The 22763-nt window shown below is 40.4% G+C and carries 20 protein-coding genes; 13 read left to right on the top strand and 7 right to left on the bottom strand.

Going from position 1 to position 22763, the window contains the following annotated elements; translation table 11 throughout:
* Positions 1-99 precede the first annotated feature (99 nt).
* The 3 genes from IEV91_RS08785 to IEV91_RS08775 all read right to left on the bottom strand — a co-directional run bounded on the left by IEV91_RS08785 (position 100) and on the right by IEV91_RS08775 (position 5165).
* Positions 100-3771 carry a dynamin family protein gene (locus IEV91_RS08785; RefSeq protein WP_188497054.1) on the bottom strand — a complete coding sequence of 1224 codons (3672 nt, stop codon included), beginning with the start codon at positions 3769-3771 and terminating at the stop codon, positions 100-102.
* Positions 3772-3849: 78 nt separating this feature from the next.
* Positions 3850-4755 (bottom strand): DMT family transporter, encoded by a 906-nt coding sequence (locus IEV91_RS08780; protein WP_188497053.1) that lies wholly within the window; start codon positions 4753-4755, stop codon positions 3850-3852.
* Positions 4752-5165: a reverse transcriptase-like protein gene (locus tag IEV91_RS08775; RefSeq protein WP_188497052.1), complete on the bottom strand. Its 414-nt coding sequence runs from the start codon at positions 5163-5165 to the stop codon at positions 4752-4754. Before IEV91_RS08775 ends, IEV91_RS08780 begins: the two co-directional genes overlap by 4 nt.
* A 231-nt stretch (positions 5166-5396) precedes the next feature.
* Here IEV91_RS08775 and IEV91_RS08770 point away from each other — a divergent pair, with 231 nt between their 5' ends.
* The 6 genes from IEV91_RS08770 (at position 5397) to IEV91_RS08745 (ending at position 11168) form a co-directional block, all read left to right on the top strand.
* Entirely contained in the window at positions 5397-7079 is a 1683-nt protein-coding gene (locus tag IEV91_RS08770; RefSeq protein WP_188497114.1) for a formate--tetrahydrofolate ligase, read from the top strand.
* A gap of 31 nt (positions 7080-7110) precedes the next feature.
* On the top strand, positions 7111-7890 hold the full coding sequence (locus IEV91_RS08765; protein WP_188497051.1) for a GNAT family N-acetyltransferase: 780 nt from the start codon (positions 7111-7113) through the stop codon (positions 7888-7890).
* 69 nt (positions 7891-7959) lie between these two features.
* A complete protein-coding gene (locus IEV91_RS08760) occupies positions 7960-8394 on the top strand; it encodes a BrxA/BrxB family bacilliredoxin (protein WP_188497050.1) in 435 nt (144 codons plus the stop codon).
* An 86-nt stretch (positions 8395-8480) separates the two neighbouring features.
* Positions 8481-8723: a DUF2164 domain-containing protein gene (locus IEV91_RS08755; protein WP_188497113.1), complete on the top strand. Its 243-nt coding sequence runs from the start codon at positions 8481-8483 to the stop codon at positions 8721-8723.
* 39 nt (positions 8724-8762) lie between these two features.
* Positions 8763-9671: an oxygen-dependent tRNA uridine(34) hydroxylase TrhO gene (gene trhO, locus IEV91_RS08750; RefSeq protein ID WP_188497049.1), complete on the top strand. Its 909-nt coding sequence runs from the start codon at positions 8763-8765 to the stop codon at positions 9669-9671.
* A 336-nt stretch (positions 9672-10007) separates the two neighbouring features.
* Complete coding sequence (locus IEV91_RS08745; RefSeq protein ID WP_188497048.1) at positions 10008-11168, top strand: acyl-CoA dehydrogenase family protein; 1161 nt, start codon at positions 10008-10010, stop codon at positions 11166-11168.
* A gap of 228 nt (positions 11169-11396) precedes the next feature.
* Here the strand turns inward: IEV91_RS08745 and tgl are convergent, their stop codons facing one another.
* The 3 genes from tgl to hpaB all read right to left on the bottom strand — a co-directional run bounded on the left by tgl (position 11397) and on the right by hpaB (position 14704).
* Complete coding sequence (gene tgl / locus IEV91_RS08740) at positions 11397-12179, bottom strand: spore coat transglutaminase TGL (RefSeq protein ID WP_188497047.1); 783 nt, start codon at positions 12177-12179, stop codon at positions 11397-11399.
* Positions 12180-12206: 27 nt separating this feature from the next.
* The gene (locus IEV91_RS08735) at positions 12207-13172 is read right to left on the bottom strand and encodes a hypothetical protein (protein WP_188497046.1); all 966 of its coding nucleotides are present in this window, start codon (positions 13170-13172) and stop codon (positions 12207-12209) included.
* Positions 13173-13246: 74 nt separating this feature from the next.
* Positions 13247-14704: a 4-hydroxyphenylacetate 3-monooxygenase, oxygenase component gene (gene hpaB, locus IEV91_RS08730; protein ID WP_188497045.1), complete on the bottom strand. Its 1458-nt coding sequence runs from the start codon at positions 14702-14704 to the stop codon at positions 13247-13249.
* Positions 14705-14834: 130 nt separating this feature from the next.
* Here hpaB and kapB point away from each other — a divergent pair, with 130 nt between their 5' ends.
* The 7 genes from kapB (at position 14835) to IEV91_RS08695 (ending at position 21514) form a co-directional block, all read left to right on the top strand.
* Positions 14835-15221 (top strand): sporulation phosphorelay system protein KapB, encoded by a 387-nt coding sequence (kapB, locus tag IEV91_RS08725; protein WP_188497044.1) that lies wholly within the window; start codon positions 14835-14837, stop codon positions 15219-15221.
* 61 nt (positions 15222-15282) lie between these two features.
* Positions 15283-16077, top strand: coding sequence for a thymidylate synthase (locus IEV91_RS08720; RefSeq protein ID WP_188497043.1), 795 nt, complete (start codon positions 15283-15285; stop codon positions 16075-16077).
* Entirely contained in the window at positions 16074-16559 is a 486-nt protein-coding gene (locus tag IEV91_RS08715) for a dihydrofolate reductase (RefSeq protein ID WP_188497042.1), read from the top strand. Before IEV91_RS08720 ends, IEV91_RS08715 begins: the two co-directional genes overlap by 4 nt.
* Before the next feature lie 582 nt (positions 16560-17141).
* Complete coding sequence (locus IEV91_RS08710; protein ID WP_188497041.1) at positions 17142-18224, top strand: hypothetical protein; 1083 nt, start codon at positions 17142-17144, stop codon at positions 18222-18224.
* 20 nt (positions 18225-18244) lie between these two features.
* The gene (locus IEV91_RS08705; RefSeq protein WP_188497040.1) at positions 18245-19036 is read left to right on the top strand and encodes a C39 family peptidase; all 792 of its coding nucleotides are present in this window, start codon (positions 18245-18247) and stop codon (positions 19034-19036) included.
* 456 nt (positions 19037-19492) lie between these two features.
* Positions 19493-19960, top strand: a complete 468-nt coding sequence (locus tag IEV91_RS08700) for a MarR family transcriptional regulator (RefSeq protein ID WP_188497039.1) — start codon at positions 19493-19495, stop codon at positions 19958-19960.
* 147 nt (positions 19961-20107) lie between these two features.
* A complete protein-coding gene (locus IEV91_RS08695; protein ID WP_188497038.1) occupies positions 20108-21514 on the top strand; it encodes an MDR family MFS transporter in 1407 nt (468 codons plus the stop codon).
* 223 nt (positions 21515-21737) lie between these two features.
* Here the strand turns inward: IEV91_RS08695 and IEV91_RS08690 are convergent, their stop codons facing one another.
* On the bottom strand, positions 21738-22730 hold the full coding sequence (locus tag IEV91_RS08690; protein ID WP_188497112.1) for a M20/M25/M40 family metallo-hydrolase: 993 nt from the start codon (positions 22728-22730) through the stop codon (positions 21738-21740).
* Positions 22731-22763 lie beyond the last annotated feature (33 nt).

Raw genomic sequence — 22763 nt, 5'->3', positions numbered from 1 at the left:
GATAGGCGTTTGCTGTTATAGGTTAAGAAAAGAGTAGAGTTATTGACTTCATGGATCGTGCTTAGCTTTAAAAAAATCAACTTTTCAAATCTTGACTATTTACCCTTGCAAATGGCGAGCCAGATTTGCGGCGATATTTTGGTATTGAGTGACTTGCTCGTGGTTACTCTCAAGCGCCTCAAGTTTTTGTTGATATTGTGTTGTTAAATCTTGAGTATTTAAAGCACCCAGTTCTTCCATTCTTAATTGCCATTGTTGGTTATAATGAGACTGAACGGTTTGTTTATTCTTTTCTGTGATATGATCAATATTTTGCGAGAGTTGTTCTTTTAGTGCTTCTCTAAAGATTTTCTGGCCATTCCCTTCAAAAAATTGCTTAGGATTTTTATAATACTTAAAGACGGGTTCATATATTTTTGGATCAATATCTAAAAGTGAACTGACGATGTGAGCCGTTTTCCATGGCTGTTTTTCTTTATCATGTAGGAGCCAGCTTTTCCCGATTTTTTCAAGACTAGAAGATAAGAGTGCTTGTTTTTCATGAATTAAGCGATCCATAAAGGACTCCACCCGAATAAAAGTCGCTCTGTTTTCTTGGTCGAGATCGAAAGAAAGGAATTCTAGGCATTCAGTCAGACATTGAGTCAGTAACTCTTTTTTAGATGCTGTTTTCCCGCGTTGAAGGACTGCTGGATTAAAGAAACGTGTAAATTCATCTAGGAAACGTTGGACCACACGCTTTTTAACATAAAGATAGTATTCCTCTATAGCGTCGTTTAACCGTGTTTGATAGGATACTTCGTTGGCGCTTATGGATTGTTTCGCTTTCTCGAATTCAGTTTCGATTTGTTGTTTGAGCGCTTTGCGTTTGGATTCACTTAGTGAGGCATTATCCAGAAAATCACGAAGGAGAGTCTGCACTTGTTGGATCTCTTTGACCCCTTGGGCGACAAGTTGACCTCGAAGGCCATTCTGAATATAATCCATCCAATCCTCATAAAAGTCGTCAATTCCAGATTGTGCCTGCAATGAAGCCTTTTGTTCAGGTGTGAGGGATGCTTCAATGGCTCGAATGGCCAATAAGCTTGAGACCCCATATAACCTTGGGTGACGGATTCCGAAAGACAGTAAGCGGTCTTGGACATAATGTTTGACCTCATCAGACTCATTTGTTGAGCGAGCCAAGTCAATCGCATTCACAAGAAAGAACATTTTATCAAGTTCAAAGGCATCTTTTACCCGCCCCAACTGAATGAGAAATTCTTCATCAGCTCGCGAAAAGGCATGGTTGTAATAAGTGACATAGAGTATAGCATCTGCATTTTTTATATAGTGAAAGGCCGCTTCAGTGTGCCGAGCATTAATCGAATCCGCCCCGGGTGTGTCGACAAGAATTAAGCCTTGACGCGTAAGGTCACAATCATAATAGATATTGGCCATTTCGACGAAACAAGCCTTCGACTCATCGGCAATAAATGCATGAGCCTCTTCAAGTGACACGTGTAAAACTGTACCAAAATGGGCTTTTAAAGACTTCCAGCCTGCTGCTGCAGCATTTAAGAAAGTCATCCGTTCATTTTCACTATCAGTGACCTTAGAGAGCACGTTATCCAATTCATCAATTTCTTGAATGCTTTGTTTGAAAGACTTGAGAATGTCATTTATTTCTCTTAATAAATCCTGCTCATTTTTGAGTTGGATTTCTGCTGTTTCGTGTTTATGAGTCTCATCTATAGGCAAGATCCGATTAATCGTTGCCGTTGTTGGATGGGGTGAAACTGGAAGAATTCTCCTTCCGATTAGAGCATTAGCAAATGACGATTTACCAGCACTAAAGGCCCCAAATAGGGCGATCGTAAAGGTTTGATGCTGCAGACGATCAGACTTTCTTTCAAGACTTGTCACATATTCTTGAAAGCCCTTTAAAGGGCGTAATTGTCCGGCTGCATTGTCAAATATAGTGATCCATTGGTCGGTGCTTTTTTCTTGATGAAAAAGATTTAAAGAGACCGAGGGTGACACGTCCTCTTTTTCTCCTTCATTCTCATCTTCCGTATTCCTTTCTTGACCCGAAATTTTGGGCTCCTTTCTAAAAGCCTTAGGTAATTGTTCAGGTGTCCACACATCCAACGCATCCAGTGTTTCTGCGACCGTTTTTAATTCGTCTGCAGAAAGGGCACTTTCCCCACGCTCTATTCGCTCAACCGTTTCAAAATAAGCGGCTTGGCGCTGCTTGATCTCTTCTAAGTCCTGCCACGCCTCGACTTGATCTTTTAGCTCAAGTAATTGTGTCTCGACCTTCTGTAATTCTTCAGAAAGACCTTGTTCAATTGTCGGTTTTAGCTGGTTTAATATGTCAAGGACAGAACGTCTTAATGCCTTTTTGATGGTTTCAGACACATCCTCCGTATATTGTAATACGTACTCTCCTGAGAGGGTCGCGCCTTGATGGATTAGGGAGACTAGGAGAGAAGACTCCAGTGTAAAAGAGAGCTTGTTCGTTGCTTGTGTGATCTCTTCATGCTTGCCGATCAATTTTTCAATGGCTTTGGATAGAGTGTCAGCTGTTTGGGTCTTAAGAATCATGACATGCTCAAGCAAACGTTTATGGAATTGATCCAAACGTTCTTGACGTATTTTCTCAACCTTATTTTTTGTGGAAAAAAGCCCAACCTTGAAATGAGATTGATAAGCTTCTAAAAAGGCTTTAGCGGCTTCTCTTGTTTCGTATGGCATGAGGATGGCACTTTTTATTGTTCGAGCACATTCCTCTTGAATCTGTTGTTCCCAGTGCGAAAGCGCCTCTTCTAATTGTTCTTTTTTTGATAGAAATGTCGGTATGGTTGATTCAAGAACCTCTGTGTTTACATTTTCTAAGCGTTTCTCATCTTCGAGTACTTTCTCCTCATCAAGAGACTTGAACCACTCTTTGTGCGCACTGATCAGATCATTAATGACAGCAGGATCGATTGCTTTTGAAGGTTTTGCCGTTTGTTGAAGACTGTATAATAGTTGCTTTAGTTGGTCTAGTTCATTTATTGGGGACTTTTGGTTGTATATAGAAACATAAGAAATGGTCAAAGGGTGAAGCCCCCAAGAAGCCAACCCTTGTTCGACTTTATGTTTATACTCTTTAAGTGTAATTTCAGCTTCGTGATGTTTGTCCATTTGTGTCACAATGATATGAAAGGGTTTATTGAGTGCCTGGATGGACTTTAGAAAATGAAAATTGTCTGCCGCCTGCATATGATTATAATCGGCAACATAGAAGATAAGGTCGGACAGTTGAACAGCCTCTTCGGTAGCCGCTTGGTGTGCAGGGTCTGTTGAATCTATACCCGGTGTATCCATTAAGCCCCAATGAGGTGGGAAATTTGCATTCGTTTTGACACGAATCTCTGAGACTTCTTCACCATTTTTGGCGAGTTGTTTTATAGCTTCAATATTATAAGGCGGCTTAAAAGAAACGAGCCGTCCATCCCAGTACACGATCTGGATTTCCGGAGTACCATGGGAGATGGAGACAAGATTAGCGCTTGTCGGTATTGGACTCGTCGGAAGAATATCTTCGTTCATGAGTTCATTGAGTAAGCTTGATTTCCCCGCTGAAAAATGGCCGCAAAAACAAATATCAAAACGTTCATCTTGATACTTTTTTAAGAGGTTAAACGTTTGGCGAGTGCGGAGAGCATCGCCGCTGTTTTTAAAAAGGTTGTAAAGCGAAAGTAAAGTTGTTTCATTTTCAAATGTTGTTCTTGTTGTATTAGTCAACAGTATCACCTGATTATTATGGTTTTATTTTAAACTTTGTTTCTGGAAAACACACGCCAACACGTATAAAAGCTTCGGTTAAGAATCGAGTGATTTTATTTTCTTTTTTGTTGGCCACTCTGCTAATAACATACCGCATACAATGAGAGCAGCACCTATCTTTGCTGCAAGAGTCATAGATTCATGTTCCCAAACTGTAGCCGTAAGTCCAGCAAATACAGGCTCCATGATAAATATAATGCCCACATGTGTAGGTGAAGTGAATCTTTGTAAACTTGTTTGTAAGAAATAGGCCACAGCTGTCGCGAATAAGGCTGTGAATAAACAAGCAAAGAGTACCATCGGTTTCATAAATGGAAGAAGACTGATTGTCGTTTTAAACCCATCGATAAAAAAGCCGCTTAAAAAACTGAATAAAGATACAGTTAATAATTGTATCATCGTCAGTTGGGCACTTGAAAACGAACGGGTGACTCGGTCAGTAATGACAATGTGCAAGCCAAAGGCAAGGGCACATATAAAAGCAAGTAAATCCCCTTGGTTCACTTCAACTGTTTTGAGCATGGCCAATAGGTAAAGGCCTGTTGTTGAAAAGATAACTCCTATTATAGCAGTCCATTTTGGTGTGTGTCTAAAAATTATCCATGAAAAAAAAGGAACGAGGACGACACTTAATCCAGTAATAAAAGCGACTTTAGAAGAACTTGTATATTTTAACCCAATGGTTTGAGTCGCGTAGCCAATGAACAGCAAACTTCCTAATAACACGCCGTTTAATAAAAGCGGAAGTTTCAAGGGAAAACGTTTCTTTTTAGAAAAAATAATAAAGCCTACATACAAAAAGAGAGCAGCAGCTAAAAAACGCCAGCCATTGAAACTGAGTGGAGGAATAAGGTTAATGGCGTCCTGGACAACGACAAAAGTCGTCCCCCATATAAAGGCCACACCTAATAGCCCCAAGTCAGCGACCCATTTATTTTTCATTCGTCAGAGTCCTCCGCTTTAAGGGCTTTACGGATTCCTGCTCTCGCAAGTAAATCCGCTTTTTTATTTTGATCACTAGGGATCCACTTAATAAAGAAAAGCTGAAAATGCTGTTCAAGGGTGATGACTTCTTCTAATAAATTTTGGTACGCCTTATTTTTTATATGATGTTTTTCGACTGCACGTTCAACAAGTTGAGAGTCTGTTCGTACAGAAATCATTTCATACTTCCTATCTATACAAAGCTTCATTGCGGTGATAAGGGCTTTAAACTCTGCAATGTGGTTATGAGTCACTTCAATTGGAAAAGAAAACTCTTCACTTTGACCCCCGGTTTTTTTAATAAGAATGCCGATTCCAGAAGGGCCAGGGTTTCCTGCGCTCGCGCCATCGATGTATACTTCTATCAATGATGAAATCTCCTTTAATGGGTTTTATCACTCACTCTTGTTCCAATGGAAACAATTCTTTATTCAGAATACAATAAGCGGTTTTAATATGGAAGTGTTTCAAGTGATTTCGTGTCAAAAAGCTGAGGAATCGCTTATAAAAGAAGGGCGCCTTATGATACGATGGAGATGACAGTATAGCGTTTGGCAAATAAAACTATAAAAGAGTCAATGGAGGCCACAAAAACGATGATGAAGCATACGATTCCTTCTGATATAGAGATTGCACAAGCTGCAAAACCTTTACCGATTCAAGAGATCGCAAAAGGGCTTGACATTCCAGAAGAAGCGCTTGAGCCTTACGGTAAATACAAAGGCAAAGTCTCTCTTGATGTTTTAAAAAGACTTGAGCGACAAAAGGACGGTAAAGTAGTTCTAGTGACCGCTATCAATCCAACGCCGGCGGGTGAGGGTAAGTCAACAGTAACTGTTGGGCTAGGACAAGCGCTCAACCGGATCGGGAAGCAGGCAATTGTGGCCTTACGGGAGCCCTCTCTAGGTCCAAGCATGGGGATGAAAGGTGGCGCTGCTGGCGGCGGTTATTCACAGGTGATCCCTATGGAAGACATCAACTTGCATTTCACAGGTGATATTCATAGTATTACTGCGGCTCACAATTTGTTAGCTGCGGTGATCGATAACCACCTTCATCAAGGGAATGCTTTAGACATTGATCCACGACGAATTATTTGGAAACGGGTGCTCGATTTAAATGACCGCGCATTAAGAAACATTGTCATTGGTCTTGGAGGCCCAGCACACGGAATACCAAGAGAAGATGGCTTCGATATTACGGTTGCCTCTGAAATCATGGCCATTCTTTGTTTAGCCCTCGATCTAGAGGACTTAAAGGCAAGACTCAGTCGTATGGTTGTGGCTTATAATCGGCAGCATGTCCCTATTTTTGTGAGCGACTTAGGCGTCGAAGGAGCTTTAACAGTCCTTCTTAAGGATGCTCTTCATCCGAACCTTGTTCAAACATTAGAAAATACACCTGCTTTTGTGCATGGAGGACCCTTTGCCAATATCGCACATGGATGTAATAGTATTGTAGCTACAAAAATGGCGACAAAATTAGGAGACTATGTGGTCACTGAAGCAGGCTTTGGCGCTGACCTAGGGGCTGAGAAATTTCTCGACATAAAAATGCGTGCAGGAGCGATGAAACCCAGTGCAGTCGTAATTGTGGCTACCATTCGGGCTTTGAAAATGCACGGCGGATTACAAAAAGATCAATTACAAGAAAAAAATCTTGAAGCATTACATAAGGGTATGTCTAATCTTGAAAAGCATATAGAGACGATAGAAGCGTTCGGTCTTCCTTATGTAGTGGCCATTAATCGCTTTATTTCTGATAGTGAAGCTGAACTGTCATTTTTACAGGAGTGGTGTGAAGCTCGTGGTGTGACCCCGGCTTTGACCAATGTATGGGAAGAGGGTGGAAAAGGTGGTGAAGCCTTAGCTCATGCGGTTGTCCAAGTCATTGAACAGAAAGAGAATCACTTTAAACCCCTTTATGAATTAGAGGAGAGTATTGAAGATAAGATCACAGAGATTGTGAAAAAGGTTTATGGTGGACAAGGCGTCGAGTTCTCATCATTAGCGGCAAAACAGTTAAAGGAAATCGAGCAGCAGGGGTGGGGGGCATTGCCTGTTTGCATGGCGAAAACGCAATATTCACTATCGGATGACCCGAAAAAATTAGGGCGCCCAAAAGACTTTGTGATTCATGTTAGAGAATTACGACCTAGGATAGGCGCCGGTTTTATTGTGGCATTAACTGGAGACATCTTAACCATGCCGGGACTGCCTAAGCTGCCAGCCGCCCTGCAAATGGATATCAGTTCTGAAGGGGTTATTAGTGGTCTATTTTAGATAAAGACGTAAAAGGGGATGAAGGAATAGGTTGAATCATAACAAGATTTTAGAGGCCATTGAAGCGCAACATTGGGATGTAGAAGACACGTTTGTTCCTGAAGGTATCGCATTTGTGGATAACGAGCAATTGATGATGATCCGCAATCATCAATCGACAAGCATTTACGCCAATAAGATTGTCAAGTTCAGACACATAAAGGATATAGTGAAGGGCATTGAGGAGGTCTATCGTTTTTATGAAGCACAAGCGTTTGCTTGGTGGATCGGCCCGCAAGAACCTCCTGAATTGCTCGACTATTTATTATCTAATGGATGGTATTGTATAGACCAATATGAGGGGTTAGCATTGTCATTAGAGGATTGGGAGCCACAGCGTATACGTCATCAAGTCCGTGAAGTTTTAACGGATAAAGAGATTCGTGAACTTATCTCAGTTTCCGCAGAGGTGTGGGATTATGATCTTCCGTCACGCAAAGCCGCCTTTAAAGAGCGGAAAATGTATATCCGTCTTCCGGAACGGCGGGGGCATTATTTTATTGCCTATTCAATTAAGGGAATTCCGGTAGCTTATGGAAATGATCGTTTAAGTGCAGATGGCTCTGTGCTCTATTTAAAGGGTTCTGCAACTCTAAAGAACTATAGAAATCAAGGGTATTACAGCGATCTTGTGCGTTTTCGCTTGAATTTAGCCAAACAAATGGGGGCGCAGTGGGCCACGGTTCAAGCGCGAATAGGGACTTCAGAACCGATATTAAAGACATTGGGTTTTAAGGGTTATGGCTTGTACCGTCATTTAGTCCGAAAGTAAATCGTTTAGGTTGCATAGAAGTAGAGCATCATGATATTGTATGAAAAAAGACCTTGAGGGGTGATTAAGATGTCAATGGCATATGAAGAATATATGCGCGAAATTGTCAAACCCATGCGTGCTGAATTAACAGATGCAGGTTTTGAGGAATTAAGGACACCAGAAGCGGTTGATGATTATATTCAATCGGCCTCAGGAACAACCCTTGTTTTCGTCAATTCCGTGTGTGGTTGCGCTGCGGGACTTGCTCGCCCAGCTGCAGTTAAAGCATTGCAGCAACATGATAAGAAACCGGATCATTTAGTGACTGTATTTGCAGGTCAAGATAGAGAAGCAACCGCACAAATGAGAGACTATTTTGAGGGTTATGAACCTTCCTCTCCATCCATGGCCTTACTTAAGGGAAAAGAGGTTGTTCACTTTATTCCTCGAGAAGATATTGAGGACGAAGATGTCGAAACCATCATGGCGAATCTTACGCAAGCCTTTGATGAAAACTGCTAAGAAGAGAACTTCAATGCGAGTGACAACACCAAGTATCTGCTTGGTGTTTTTATATGGTGTTTAGTTTTTGAAAGGGGAGGCTCTATATTTTACAGCAAAAAAGTAAGAGAGAAGTTATTGAAAAATTACAAACTTATTTTTATGATGAAAGAGGAGAAGCGCTCGGTCTCATAGGGGCAGAAAATTTCTATGAATTTATCATTAAAGAGATCGGTCCACACATTTACAATCGGGCTTTGGCAGACGCTCGCCAGCTTATCGAGCAACAAGCTGAAGCATTAAAAGAAGAAATGTTTGTCTTAGAAAAACAAATCGACGAGAAAAAGTGATGAAAACATGGTATTATAATTATTTGGGAGGTATACATCATGACAAAACCCTATCGAGTATTACTTTATTATAAATATGCGAAAATAGAAGATCCTGAGACTTATACCCAAGAGCACCTTGAATTTTGTAAGCAACTTGGTGTGAAAGGGCGTATTTTAGTCTCTTCTGAGGGGATTAACGGCACACTTTCTGGTACTATTGAACAAACCGACCGTTATATGGATGAATTAAAAAATGATCCCCGCTTTGAAGGTATCGAATTTAAAATCGATGAAGCTGATGATCATGCCTTTAAAAAAATCTTTGTACGTCATAAAGAAGAGATTGTCTCATTAAAACTTGAAGAGGATATTGATCCTAATGAAGTGACGGGAAAGCATTTGGAACCAAAGGAATTTTTTGAAGCGATGCAGGATGATGATGTCATCATTATTGATGCGCGAAATGATTATGAACATCAAATTGGCCATTTTCGCAATGCGCTTCTTCCAAATATCAAGGCGTTTCGTGATCTCCCTAAGTGGATTCAAGAGAACCTTGCGGATAAAAAGGATAAAAAAATCCTTACCTACTGCACTGGTGGTATCCGATGTGAGAAGTTTTCTGGCTATTTAATAAAAGAGGGATTTAAAGACGTTAGTCAGCTTCATGGTGGGATTGTAGAGTATGGAAAAGATCCAGAAGTCCAAGGGAAGTACTATGATGGCAAATGTTATGTGTTTGATGGTCGGATTGCGGTTCCTGTGAATCGAACGGAAGAGGATCGTGTGATTGGGCAATGTTATTACTGCGGGAAAACAGAGGATCGTCTTGTCAACTGTGCAAATCCTGAATGTAATAAACAACACATTTGCTGTGAGGATTGTGAAAAGAAATACGAGCGTTCCTGTTCGAAGGAATGCCGTGAACATCCACGCAATCGTTATAGAATGGAACAGCATGCATAGGTAAGGGGAGACAAATCTGTCTCCTTTTTTGTTAACGTCGGAAAGCATAAAAATCTTGGTCACCAAGAAGATGTTGATCTCCACTCCAGAGTGCTCGCTTTCCTCGGGACGGCCTCAGTTAAATTTTGGAATGGAGGATTTGTGTTCCAAAATGGAACTTCGGACGCGTGCTGTTCCCGAAGGAGTCACGCGTCTTCCGTCCCAATCCACTGGGGTGCTGAAGCTGCCTTTTGCTGAAACTCAATTTTAATGCCTGTCTGAATAAGGACTAGGCATACTTTTCGTCCAGTATTTCTTATGTACATAAAAATTCTTCTTTATGAGGGGGAAACAGATATGGATCATCTGTTTTTACAAACGGATCATGAACGTGAATTATATGCAAAAGCCAAACATTTAGCTGATCAATTCCGTAAAGACGCTGCCGAAAACGACCGCGAAGCGCGTTTTCCAGTAGCGCATTTTCAAGCCTTAAAGGAGGCGGGGTACACCGCACTGACTGTTCCGGAATCATATGGTGGAGAAGACATTTCATTAACTGAAATGGTTATAGCGCAAGAACAATTAGCCCAAGGCGATGCCGCTACAGCTCTTAGTGTAGGTTGGCATCTCGGTGTGGTTATGGACCTTGCATTAAGAAGAGAATGGGAAGAGTCAGCTTTTAGTCAGTTATGTCAGGGTATTGTAAAAGAGAAACAACTGATTAATCGTATTATGACTGAGCCAAAAACAGGGAGCCCCACCCGTGGAGGAAAACCACAAACAACTGCAAGACAGACAACCGATGGCTGGATTTTAAATGGGCATAAAAACTTTTCAACACTTTCTGCTCTAGCGGATTGGTTTCTAGTCACGGCATCAATAGAAAATCAAGAAGAAGTAGGCTGGTTTTTAGTCAGCCGAGAAGCTAATGGGGTTGCAGTAGAACAAACATGGGATACGATGGGAATGCGAGCGACTCGTAGTGATGATGTGTTCCTAAAAGACGTTACTGTTGGCTCGGACGCTTTAGTTGAAACCATATCAAGAAATAGGGAAAAAAAGTCATTACCACCTGCTTGGTTATTACATATTCCGGCTTGTTATCTAGGTATAGCCTTAGCGGCTAGACATGATGTGATTCATTTTGCGGAAACCTACCAGCCCAATAGTCTTGAGCATCCCATCAAGGATGTCCCACGCGTCCGTGATAAAATAGGTGAAATAGAGCTGAAGCTATTAAATGCACGATACATGTTGTATAGTGTGGCGAGACAATGGGATCAGCTCCCGGATAAACGCTATGAACTCGGAGCCTCCCTTGCTGCAGCTAAGGTCGTTGTTATGAATGCAGCGACAGAGGTCGTAGATAGTGCGATGAAGATTGTCGGAGGTTCTAGTCTCAATAAATCATTACCTTTTGAACGTTATTTACGTGATGTGCGCGCTGGACTCTTTAATCCTCCTACTGAAGACTCCGTACTGGGAATGCTTGCGAAACAAGCCTTTAATGATTAATAGGAAAAACTGAACGACTTTGAACTGCACCCAATTTATTAAACACCATCTAACAATTGGAGGTGCAGTTCATTTTTGCCCGGCTTTTCTTATAAAATTCTCTAGAAATACGAAAAATTTTCAGTAGCCTCGCCAGTGGTCAGTCTCTTTTTTCGTTTTATAGGAGAAAATCTTGATTTTGACCGTGATGTATTGTTCACACCACATGTTTTTTCTTTCCCCATACCATTAAACAGGGAGTGTCGGTTGAGGCAGTTGAAGAAAGCTTTCTGTTGAAGCATATAGGGCAGGGAGAACAATCCGGGTGGCCCGAGGCATGAGATAGGCACTTCTCTCTGCTCCGGGCCTGCGGGCTTGATTTAGGTGTGAAATCATGAACGCTTTACCACCGATGCCTATGCCATGACCATAATACTGCTCATTTGGTAAAACAATGACGTTTTCACCTTGAAAAGCCATATGCTGGGGACTAACATCTGGATTTTTAAAATAGCGAACATCACCCGGTACCCCGTGCTGTGTGACGGGTTCTATCGTTAACGGTAAATGCGGGACATCATTCCAATCCCATAAATAAAGGTTTGCGTACAATTGGTCGAAACCATCTGGGCCTATTGTTTTTAGTATACCCGTGAGTAATACAATTTCCATGGCCGTTGCACATTCAAATCCATAATGCTGACCTGCATTGGATATGTCCATAATTGCCTCACTTGGTCTAACGCTCGGGCGCAGTTGTAATCCACCTTCATTCGAAATAGTCCAATAACTTGGATTTCCTCTTGTTCGGTAAAATGTCTCAAAGGAGGCGTGACTCGTTGATAGCGCCTTGGCGGCATCAACAATGTTTGAACGCAGGATAACGGCAAATTTAAAGAGGTCTTGATAAGCAAATAAAAAGGGGTCCGGATTCTCGACCATACTCGAAATAATGGCATCACTATAAGGGGTAGATGGTGCTAGGGTCTGTGCTCTTTCCACTGAAAACGGTTGCCCTTGTATAAAAAGCATAATATCCCTCCATTTTTGATCAGTATCTTATTGACAACAGGAAGTCCTAATATTGTGTTCGTTCAAATGAGTGGATAATGGTTTCTTGATCCATTGTTGCCATCCAGCTCGATTTTCCTTTCTTTTTTGTTGGGATGTCGTGGCTAATAGTTCCTGATATTCAATCTGCAGTTGACTAAAACTCATACGTCTGTCGACATCCTGTTGGCTGACGGGTGCAATAAATTTTCCTGTCAGAGGATGAAGGGCTTTTCCTATGTACTTCGCAGGAAAATGAACAACGAAAGGCACAGGCGCATGATTGGTATCATGGGTTTCACCAGTGAATAATAAGTAATGAGCATTATTTTCATACCAAGCTTCGACGGTGTTCACAGCCTCTTCAGGGTTTTGTGCTTCATTAACTCCTGGAATAAAATGTAGGAGTTTTCTGGCAAACTTTCGATCTGTAGGACTAGAATAAAAGAATCGAGCAACGAGCAATATCCATTCTGGACTTGAACAATCAAAAAGAATATTGAGCAGATAATGACTTAGGGTCTTATTTCGATAACGATGAAAAATCAAATTAACCAATTCTTCGAGTTGCCCTTCATTATAAAACTTATAAAGGTGTGTACAGGCATGATCAATGACAGTGTTATAGTCATTATTCAATAAATGTGCACCACCGGTTGTAACTATCCATTTATAACAATGGAGATGGTCGTCATAATGTTCAAGAGGTGAACACGGATCTTCAAGCCCTTTCATTGTATGAGTTAACACATTTTCGATATGAAGTAGGCCAATGCGATTGCGTCTAGAAAGAGCATGATAATGGTCGTTTAATTCATCCTTTAAAACAAAGAGACTAGGAAATTCTAATTCAGGATGGTTGATGGCTTCTAAAGCTTTATTCGGTTGCCTTTTCACTTCTTCGAGCCATTTTTTTCTCACTGCTTCTACGCCATTAGTGTTAAATATCCGGTTAAACGGGTGTTGGTTAGTCATATTTCCCCTCCAAACTTAGATCACAGTTTTCAATTGTATACATGATCACGAACGATGAGGACAAAGTGATCGATCTAATCATTATCATTTATAAATGAACGAATTCTCTCTTCAAAGGCATCTGTTTGATATTGTTTATATAATATCGATGCGAGTCTGACAGGGTCTCCAAAAAAGAAACGTTCGTAGAGTTGTTGACGTCCCCCAAAACTACTGATAGAAGCATCCCAAGCTAATCGAAATAACCTTACTTTTTCTTCACCATTGACAGTAGAGGTCTTTAAGTAGTGTCTGAGATCGTCTCCTCCAGAAGAATTAAAATCTGCTTCCGTAGGTGTCGATACTAAACCACTTGCCCCTAACAGTTGAATGATTTCCGCCATTCTTGGATAAAACTTGCTGTAATAAAAAACTGCGGCTTGTAACGGATTTGGATCAGGTGTAAGAACCCCCCATTGATTAACTTTAGCGCTTTTCTCAGAAGAATGGATAAAGCCTTTCATCGCTTCCAAACCGACAATGACCTCAGAAATTTTTTCATGAACATGTTGATACTCGCCGATATTGATGGTTTCTATGATGGCTTTCATGATCCCTAGGAAGGATTCAATTTTAACTACATTTTTGGAAGCAATGAGATGTGTCGTTTGTGAGAAAAAGCCGCTATCATGATACAGACGATTATTGACGTTAATGTTCCCGTGAAGAAAAACACGTTCCCAGGGGACTAAGACATGATCAAAGACGACAATTGTATCCATTTCTTCAAAACGAGAACTTAAAGGATGATCAAAATGAGACTCTCCTCCTACAAAGGAATCTCGGCAATAAAATTTTAAACCGGGAGTATTGTTAGGGATGGCAAAGGCATATGCCATAGGTTCAGCTGTTTTCATATGAGGGAGTCTCGCGCCGGACGGGAAGACAAGGAGTTCATCAGTTGTTGCACCTTGTGTTGCTAATAAGCGCGCGCCGTGGACAATCACACCTTCATCTGTCTCTCCAATGATTTGTGCGGCGATCATTTCCTGTGGATCTTCGATATAAAATTGCGAACGATTCACTTGAGGGAGAATAAATGTATGTGTCAAAGAAAGATCATTTTCTCGTACAAATTCATAATAGTTTTGCATATTTTCAGAATGCCGTGGACTTTCCTCAGAAAGAATGTCTGCTGACGTTCCAAGAGCCATAATGGTCGTGTTCATATAATCTGGGGATCGACCTAACATCCCCAGGGATTCTTTGGCCCATTCTTGTATGGCTAATCTGCGCTTTTCAAGGTCCTCGGTCGTTCTTGGCGGTAGGTACGAGGTTCCCACTGGATTCCCGCTTGTTTCTGAAGTCCAAGTCATCAGTGCTTGTTTTGTAGGATCTGCTTGTAAATCATATAATTTCGCCTGAGAACGCATTAATCCTTTGAAGGCAGAGTGCTCAGAAAGTTTTCCTTTAATCTCTTGACCGTGATACCATACTTTTGTGCCAAGTTGGTCAATGCGCTCAATAAATTGATTTCCATTAATAATTGACATAAACAACCCTCACCCTGATCTTAATGTAGTCAAAGCTTACCCCCTATTTGAACAAAAGTGACCGTATTTAAGAACCAAGGATTGTAGAAATTTGTTATACTAGTGTTAAAAGATGAAAAAGGGGATATGTATGAAAGCTGAACTTAAACCCGACGCCCTAGTGAAAGTAAGGAGTAAGACTGGTGAATATATCGCCAGACTAGTCGAATTTAGAAATGAGCAATCAGCAGTTGTTGAGACTCTTGCTGTGCTTAAGCATCCGACACAAGGAGATCTTCATCAGCCTAATGAGACAGATGTCCCTTTATTCCACGAAAGAAGGGCACATGCTTTTCATGAAAAGGTCCTCGTCAATATAAGTGCTATGAGTCTGTTTGAAGGTGAAGTTCCTGATTATGAGCTGTCTTTAAAAAACGCTCTTATTGAAAAAATGAAGCCACTTGAAGAACGCGACGATTTATGGGCCAAGAAGTCCTACGAACACTTAAACACGCTCTATAAAGAATACTTTAAGTGACTATCATTAAGATATATGAGCAATAGACGATGATTATTAATACGGATTAGGAGAGATTCTTTTGAAGCAGTATTTAGAGCTATGCGAACGCATTTTGCAAGAAGGAAATACAAAGGGAGACCGAACGGGGACAGGAACGATCAGTGTCTTTGGACATCAAATGCGATTCGACTTAAACGAAGGCTTTCCATTACTCACGACGAAGAAACTTCATCGTAAATCCATCATTCATGAATTACTTTGGTTTTTACAAGGGGATACGAATATTCGCTATCTTCAAGAAAATGGGGTGAAGATTTGGAATGAATGGGCCGATGAAGAAGGGAATTTGGGACCTGTCTATGGTTACCAATGGCGATCTTGGCCCGGAAAAAATGGTGAGACGATAGACCAGATTGCTGATGTTGTTGACATGATCAAAACACAACCCGACTCAAGAAGGCTCATTGTCAGCGCTTGGAATCCAGCGGATGTGCCTAATATGGCTTTGCCGCCATGCCATTGTCTTTTTCAATTCTATGTCAATAACGGTAAGCTTTCCTGTCAGCTTTATCAACGCAGTGCCGACGTATTTTTAGGGGTTCCTTTCAACATTGCTTCCTATGCTTTACTGACACATATGATAGCCCATGTTACAGGACTTCAGGTGGGTGAATTTGTTCACACCTTAGGAGATGCACATATTTATTTGAATCATTTAGAACAAGTTAAACTCCAATTACAGAGAGATCCTCGTCCGTTACCAACATTAAAAATCAATCGACAGGTGAATTCTATCTTTGATTTTCAATATGAAGATTTTGAGATTCTTAATTATGATCCTCATCCCCACATTAAAGGGAAGGTATCGGTATGATGGCGTTTTTACTGGCGATGGACGAAAACCACCTGATCGGAAAGGGGAACAACTTGCCTTGGCATTTGCCAGCTGATCTGAAATATTTTAAACACCTAACGATGGGGCACGCGATTGTGATGGGGAGGAAGACCTACGAATCGATCGGAAAGCCATTGCCTGGGAGAACAAACATAATATTGACAAAGGATTCGGGATATCAAGCAGAGGGATGCCTTGTCTTTCATTCGCCAGAAGATATTCTTACTTACTTAAAAAAGGAAAAAGAATGGTTCGTCATAGGTGGAGCCGGCGCTTTCAAAGCTTTTAAATCCCAAGTGGAGCGATTATATGTCACTTATATCCACCATCAATTTGAAGGAGATACCTTTTTTAATTTTAACTTTGACGATTGGACCTTAGCTTCCAAAAAAGAAGGGAGCGTCGATGAAAAAAATAAGTATGCTCATGATTTTCTTGTGTATGAGCGAAACAGTAAATAACAGAAAGAGAGTGTGACTCATAATAAAGAGCACACTCTTTTTTAGTATAAGAATGTATAAAATTCTGGTCGTGTAACAATACGGAAATCGCTCACTTGTTCACTTTTCCATTTTTCTTAATGAGTTCATTCACCATTTTGAAAGTAGAAAGGGTCGCGATGGAATTAAGGTTCGGTAGAAGAATTTAACTTTTTGGGCGGAGTATTTTTTTCTTGAATGAGGATCAGAAATATGAAGCTGTTGTCCTATCACAGAAAACGAGGGTCTGCATAACTTAATAAAAAGCGTATCAGTGTGGGATGGAGTGATAATTGATGATCACCTCTTTATTGATAGCTATGTATTTAGTGATAGGGAGTGTCTTTTCTACGTTAATGTTTGGGCTGAAACGAAGGAAATGGCCGATGGAAATGGGATTACATTGTTTTCTCTTTACATCCTTGCTTTTGTTTTGGCTGCCGATTTCAATTGTTTCTTTTATTATTGGTCCCTTTATAAAACAATATTGGTTTGAAAGTCATTCCTAAAAGTTTTTTATCGACACGAAGTTTTTTAATATTCTTTTGTGGAGGAATGTGAGCAATGTGGGACATTAAAGAAATGTACATTCAAAGTATTTGTGACTCCCAGCAAAAGCTCCACTTACCGTTTAAACTACAAGATCTCAAGCAACTCTATCTGATCGATCTTCTCTCGCTCACTGAAAAACAGCATCTTTTGGATGCCATCCAACAATCCGATTGGAACCCTGAACCATTGATCCTGTTTATCGATCCTGTTCATCCAGAATCCATTCAAGGGCTAATCATGGCATCTTCCCGTATTGCTCTTCTTGATTATAAGTTGTTTGATCACACCTTAACAAACTATGATGGCCACAAAGAAATTATACATTCAGGAAACCAAAGCCGGTTCGATAAAGAAAGCATAGCGCTTTTACTTATGGAAAAGGAACAGCAATTACTAAAGGCTAAAGAGAAATTTAAGGCAGCTAAACATTATCTTAATAAGATAAAGAAAATCAATCAAAAAGCAGTCATTAAAGAAAATTTTGAAGCTATTATGAATGAAATTGTCACAGAATTATTTTTAAGAAATCCACATGAAAGCCATACTAAGGGTTGGCCCCGCCTTCTCGAACCTTTTTCAATCAGTTATTTTGGTGGAAATGCGCGTCATCATTCCAAAAGCTTTAAACACTGGCCGCCGGAATTGGTGGATCGTTATTTCATCTTGAAGGGGAATCCAGGGATCGGTAAAACAGGGATCCTTCAAGCTTTAGCCATTGTAGCGATGGCTTGTAACTACACGGTTTCACTTTATCGGTGTCCTTTTTATACAGAGAGTTTAGACGCGATGGTTATACCAGAATTGAAAACAGCGATTATTGATGGTACCGAGCCTCATTTATATGAACCCTCCCATCCAAAGGATAAATGTTATTTACTTGATGAACGGGTCATTAATGAAGAACTTATCTACATCTATACAGTAGAAATTAAAGAGGCTAATGCGAGGTATAAACAATACATGCGACAAGGCACGCTGCATTTACAAGAAGCGAGGGAAAAACATCTCCAAGCCCAGCATATTGTACACAATAATACTGGGGAGGGAGACGTTATGAAGACTATAAAAGACATAATGTGTTCTCGCTATTCATAAAGTACTTTTAGGTGAGGCTTATGTATAGAATAAAATTATATGGTGTGATGAGCTTCTTTATTATTGTTGGAATTCTTACCACTCCTTTACAGTCTAAAGCAACGAATGATGTCGCCTCGAATCGTTCCATTTTACGTTTTGGCATGTTAGAGACTATCCCCAATGAATCACTGTCATTTGATCATCAACGTCTGCCTTTTTTCATACAGCCCGAGAAGCTGACACTAGATGTTCCCTTAGTTAAGCAAATGCCGGAACTTCCGAGAGGCTGTGAAGTCACTAGCTTAGCCATGTTATTACAATATAAAGGAATAGATGTAACAAAAGACAGATTAGCTCATCAAATAAAAAAAGATCCTACGGCTTATAAATTAAAAAATGGCCACGTTTATTTTGGGAATCCAAATACAGGCTTTGTGGGAAGTATGACCACCTTTAATCGCCCAGGATTAGGTGTTTATCATGGGCCGATTGCGGATCTTGCTCGGAAATATTTAGGAAACAGTGTTCTTGATTTGACAGGGAAACCTTTTAAAAGCGTCATAGAGCAACTGATCGGTCAAAAACCAGTTTGGGTTGTGACAACGTCAACCTTTCAACCTCTTGCTAAAAAGTACTGGAGAACATGGGAAACACCTAAAGGGAAGATTAAAATTACTTATAAAGAGCATGCTGTTGTTGTGACAGGCTACGATCAAAAGTGGATTTATTACAATGATCCTTTAAGTGGTAAGAAAAACAGGAAAGCTGAACGCCAGAGTTTTATAAAAGCTTGGGAGCAAATGGGAAGTCAAGCGGTATCTTTTAAATAAAGCGATTTTAGTCCGTTCTGGTGGAAAGTGGTGAGCTTTGAGGGAGCAAGTGTGTGGCTTTCTAATGCGCAAACAAAAGGGAAACTAGACATGAACTGTACCCCAATGATGTGACATTTAACAATTGGTGGTGCAGTTTTTCTATAAGTAACAGACAACTGTCCAGCATCACTTACGGGTTGAACGATCACGATTATTTAAAACGATTGATGGTCCCCAGTCTGGCTCATTCTCCTCATAGCATCCTAACAATTATCCTTAGAATTAAATAGAGGTTTAATCCTTTGTTGTGTCTAATTGTCAAATCATGACTAATGTTTAGTTGCTCGTTATTTAGACACTCTGTACTCTTTTTTACATAGCACTCAATGCCTAAAAATTATTTTAATCTTATCGAAATAGTAATAAAATGGCGCTATGATATTATGGAGATACTAACGATGGGGAGGACAAGCCATGACCAAAGAAGAACAGCTCATAATGAATTTCAGGGATTTATTCAATAAGATAGCTTGGCTTAATAAACCTAAAATGGAAGACCGTCTTAAGGGGTATAAGCCTTCTGAAGTCCATTGTATCGAATTTATTGAAAAAAATAGAGAGACCAATGTGACAAAACTTGCGGAATCCTTTTATATGACGAGAGGTGCCATGAGTAAATTAACGAAGAAGCTAATAAAAAAAGGCCTCATCGAAAACTACCAAAAACCAAATAATAAGAAAGAAATCTATTTCAGGCTTACTGATCAGGGAAAAGTCATTTATAATATTCATGAGGAACTCCACAAACAGTTTATAGAACGAGATAAAGCCGTATTCGAGCAAGTAACCGAGGAACAATTTGACAGTATGCTTCGCTTTGTGGAAAAGTATAATAAGCATTTGGATGCAGAAATAAAGAAACAAGGGTTAACGACTAATTAAATCGGATAAATTTTTTAAAACCACAAGCAGCTGGGTTCTATTTAGAACTGGCTGCCTTTTTATCGTTGATTAATTGTTGACCGGGAAACAAAATGATGTTATTGTTTTGTTGACAAAGAAACAATTTTTGTAGAAGAGGAGTAGCATATGTCAAAAGATAAAGTAAAAGAACGAGAAATACCAAAAGAAGTTCTGATGGCAGCTTGGGCGATTGCACTTGGAGCGATTGCTCCGATGCTGGATTCAACAATGGTGAATATCGCCATTCATCAACTCTCTAAGGATTTCAACACGACCTTGGATACCATTCAATGGTCCATTACAGGTTATGTTTTAGCTCTTGCTATGGCAATTCCAGTATCTGGATGGCTTATGAATAAATTTAACGGCAAGACCATCTTCATCGGTTCAAGTATAGCCTTTGGTGTCATTTCAGTTTTTGTGGGAGTGAGTTGGAACATTTCCAGCTTTATCTTCTTTCGTCTACTTCAAGGGTTTAGCGCTGGGATTATTACCCTACTCATGTCAACTCTATTGGTCAAGACAGCAGGTCAAGAAAATATAGGGAAAGTGATGGCCATCGTCAGTACACCGATGATTTTCGGCCCAATCTTAGGCCCTGTAATCGGAGGTTTCATTGTGCAAGGGGCATCATGGCATTGGATTTTCTTCATTAACGTGTTCATTGTTTTGATTGCAGTACCACTTATGATGAAATCTATTCCGGACTTCGAACCATTCAACAAAGAGAGTAAACTTGATTGTTTCGGGATTATCAATTTGTCCTTATTAAGCGCGACATTCATTTACGGCATTACGAAAGCAGCGGACCATGCTTCATTTAACAATAGTGAAACAATCCTATGGGTGGGTATTGGTCTTGGTTTAGTCATCATTTACCTCATATATAATCGAATCAGAGGAAATCAAACCGTACTTCCGATAAATTTATTTGCACATAAGAGCTTCACAGCATCCAGCATCGGTTTGTTCTTAGCGAATATTGCCGTCATGGGACCTATGTTAATACTGCCATTGTTCTTTCAAAATCTCCGCCACTTCACGGCAATCGAAGCAGCACTTGCGTTAATCCCTCAAGGTGTTGGAATGTTCGTTACCCGGCCGATGATCGGGAAAATGATTGATAAGATCGGTGCAAAAGACGTGGTGATTGTTAGTCTTGTTCTTTCGCTTATCGGATCTATTCCGCTTATCTTTATCACCGATAAAACAAGTATGATTTGGATCTCTATCCTCTTGTTCATCCGTGGAACAAGTTTTGGAGGGATTATGCTTCCGCTCACCAGTGATGCTTATACAGGACTCGACAGTAAGCAACTTCCAGAAGCAGGTGTCGGTATTAATATTATTGAAAATCTGGGTTCAAGCTTCGGTTCAGCTGTTATTGCCACTGTTGTCGCGACGGTCATCCAGGGACTGCACCCAACGATTATGAATAGCTTGAAAGGTTATCATGCCGGCTTCCTAGTATCTGCGATTGTCCTTACCTTCACATTCATCCCAAGTCTATTCCTCACACATAAAAAAGCGTAATAAAGGTCGCAAAGAAAACCATAGAGAGGTTGCCATCCATTACTCTGGGGACGTCTTTTGGAATCTGGACTCGTAAGCTCAGTATTTGGAATATGGATACTGAGCTCTTAGAATATCAAAACACTTCTCCATCATTTTTGGAGAAGTGCTGTTTATTTTTTTAAATTCATGCCATTTAAAGCAACCGTTGATGGATCTGTACGAAAATGAGCGAAATTTTTGCTTAGTCTTCTAAAGGTTTTACACTTTCATTCCCATTTAAACTCAGGATCGTTTCAACCAATAGTTCAATTTCTTGTTCAAGATCTTTCATACTTACTGTTTCAACAGGTGAATGCATATAACGCAAGGGGAGAGAGACCAAGGCAATGGGAACACCTTTACCTGTTAAACGCATACGATCAGCGTCTGTACCCGTATTTCTTGGCGTTAATTCATATTGAACATCCATTTTTAAGTTTTGTGCTGTTTTCTCTAATAGCTTATTGACTTTGATATTAATGGGAGCACCTTTAGCAAGAACGGGACCACCATCCAATTTGACATCTACTGATTTTCCGTCATTTGCGCCAGGATAATCGGTCGCGAATGTAACGTCACAGGCAATGGCGAAGGTTGGTTGGATATTGGCAGCTGCAAAGTAGGCGCCACCCATATTTGTTTCCTCATTCACAGTGCTTACAGCGTAAACGCCAACTTTAGGGCTCTTTTCAGAAAGTTTTCTGAGCACTTCGGCAACGATGAAGGCACCTGTTCGGTTATCCAATCCGCGGCCTGTTAGTCGATTGTTCTCTAAGAATTCTGGTGAGCGTTTATAGACGGCTAAGTCACCCACTTGAACATACTGCTCCATCTCTTCTTTCGATGTTGCTCCACAGTCGATATAGAGATCATCAAAATCAAAGTCATCTTTCACTCCACCATGGTGTTCAGCGTTTGCGCCAATAACACCCGTCAGCCGTTTGCCACTTCCAAGAATTTCTACTTTCATGCCAATAGCAGGTTTAGCGCCTATCCCGCCCATTTTTTCAACGCGTAAAAAACCATCATCGTCAATACGTTTAATGGCCATACCAATTTCATCACAGTGACCAGCAAGCAGCACCTTAAAGTCGGCATCTGGATTTAATGACGCGATCACATTACCTGCACCATCGGTTTCCACTTTATGGGCATAGGGAGTTATGTATGTCATCCATTTCTTTTGAATAGCCATCTCCTGACTTGAAGGTGAAGGTGTTTTTAATAA

The organism is Pullulanibacillus pueri, assembly GCF_014639255.1.
Lineage (GTDB): Bacteria > Bacillota > Bacilli > Bacillales > Sporolactobacillaceae > Pullulanibacillus > Pullulanibacillus pueri.
This window is presented reverse-complemented; position numbering and strand designations above follow the sequence as displayed.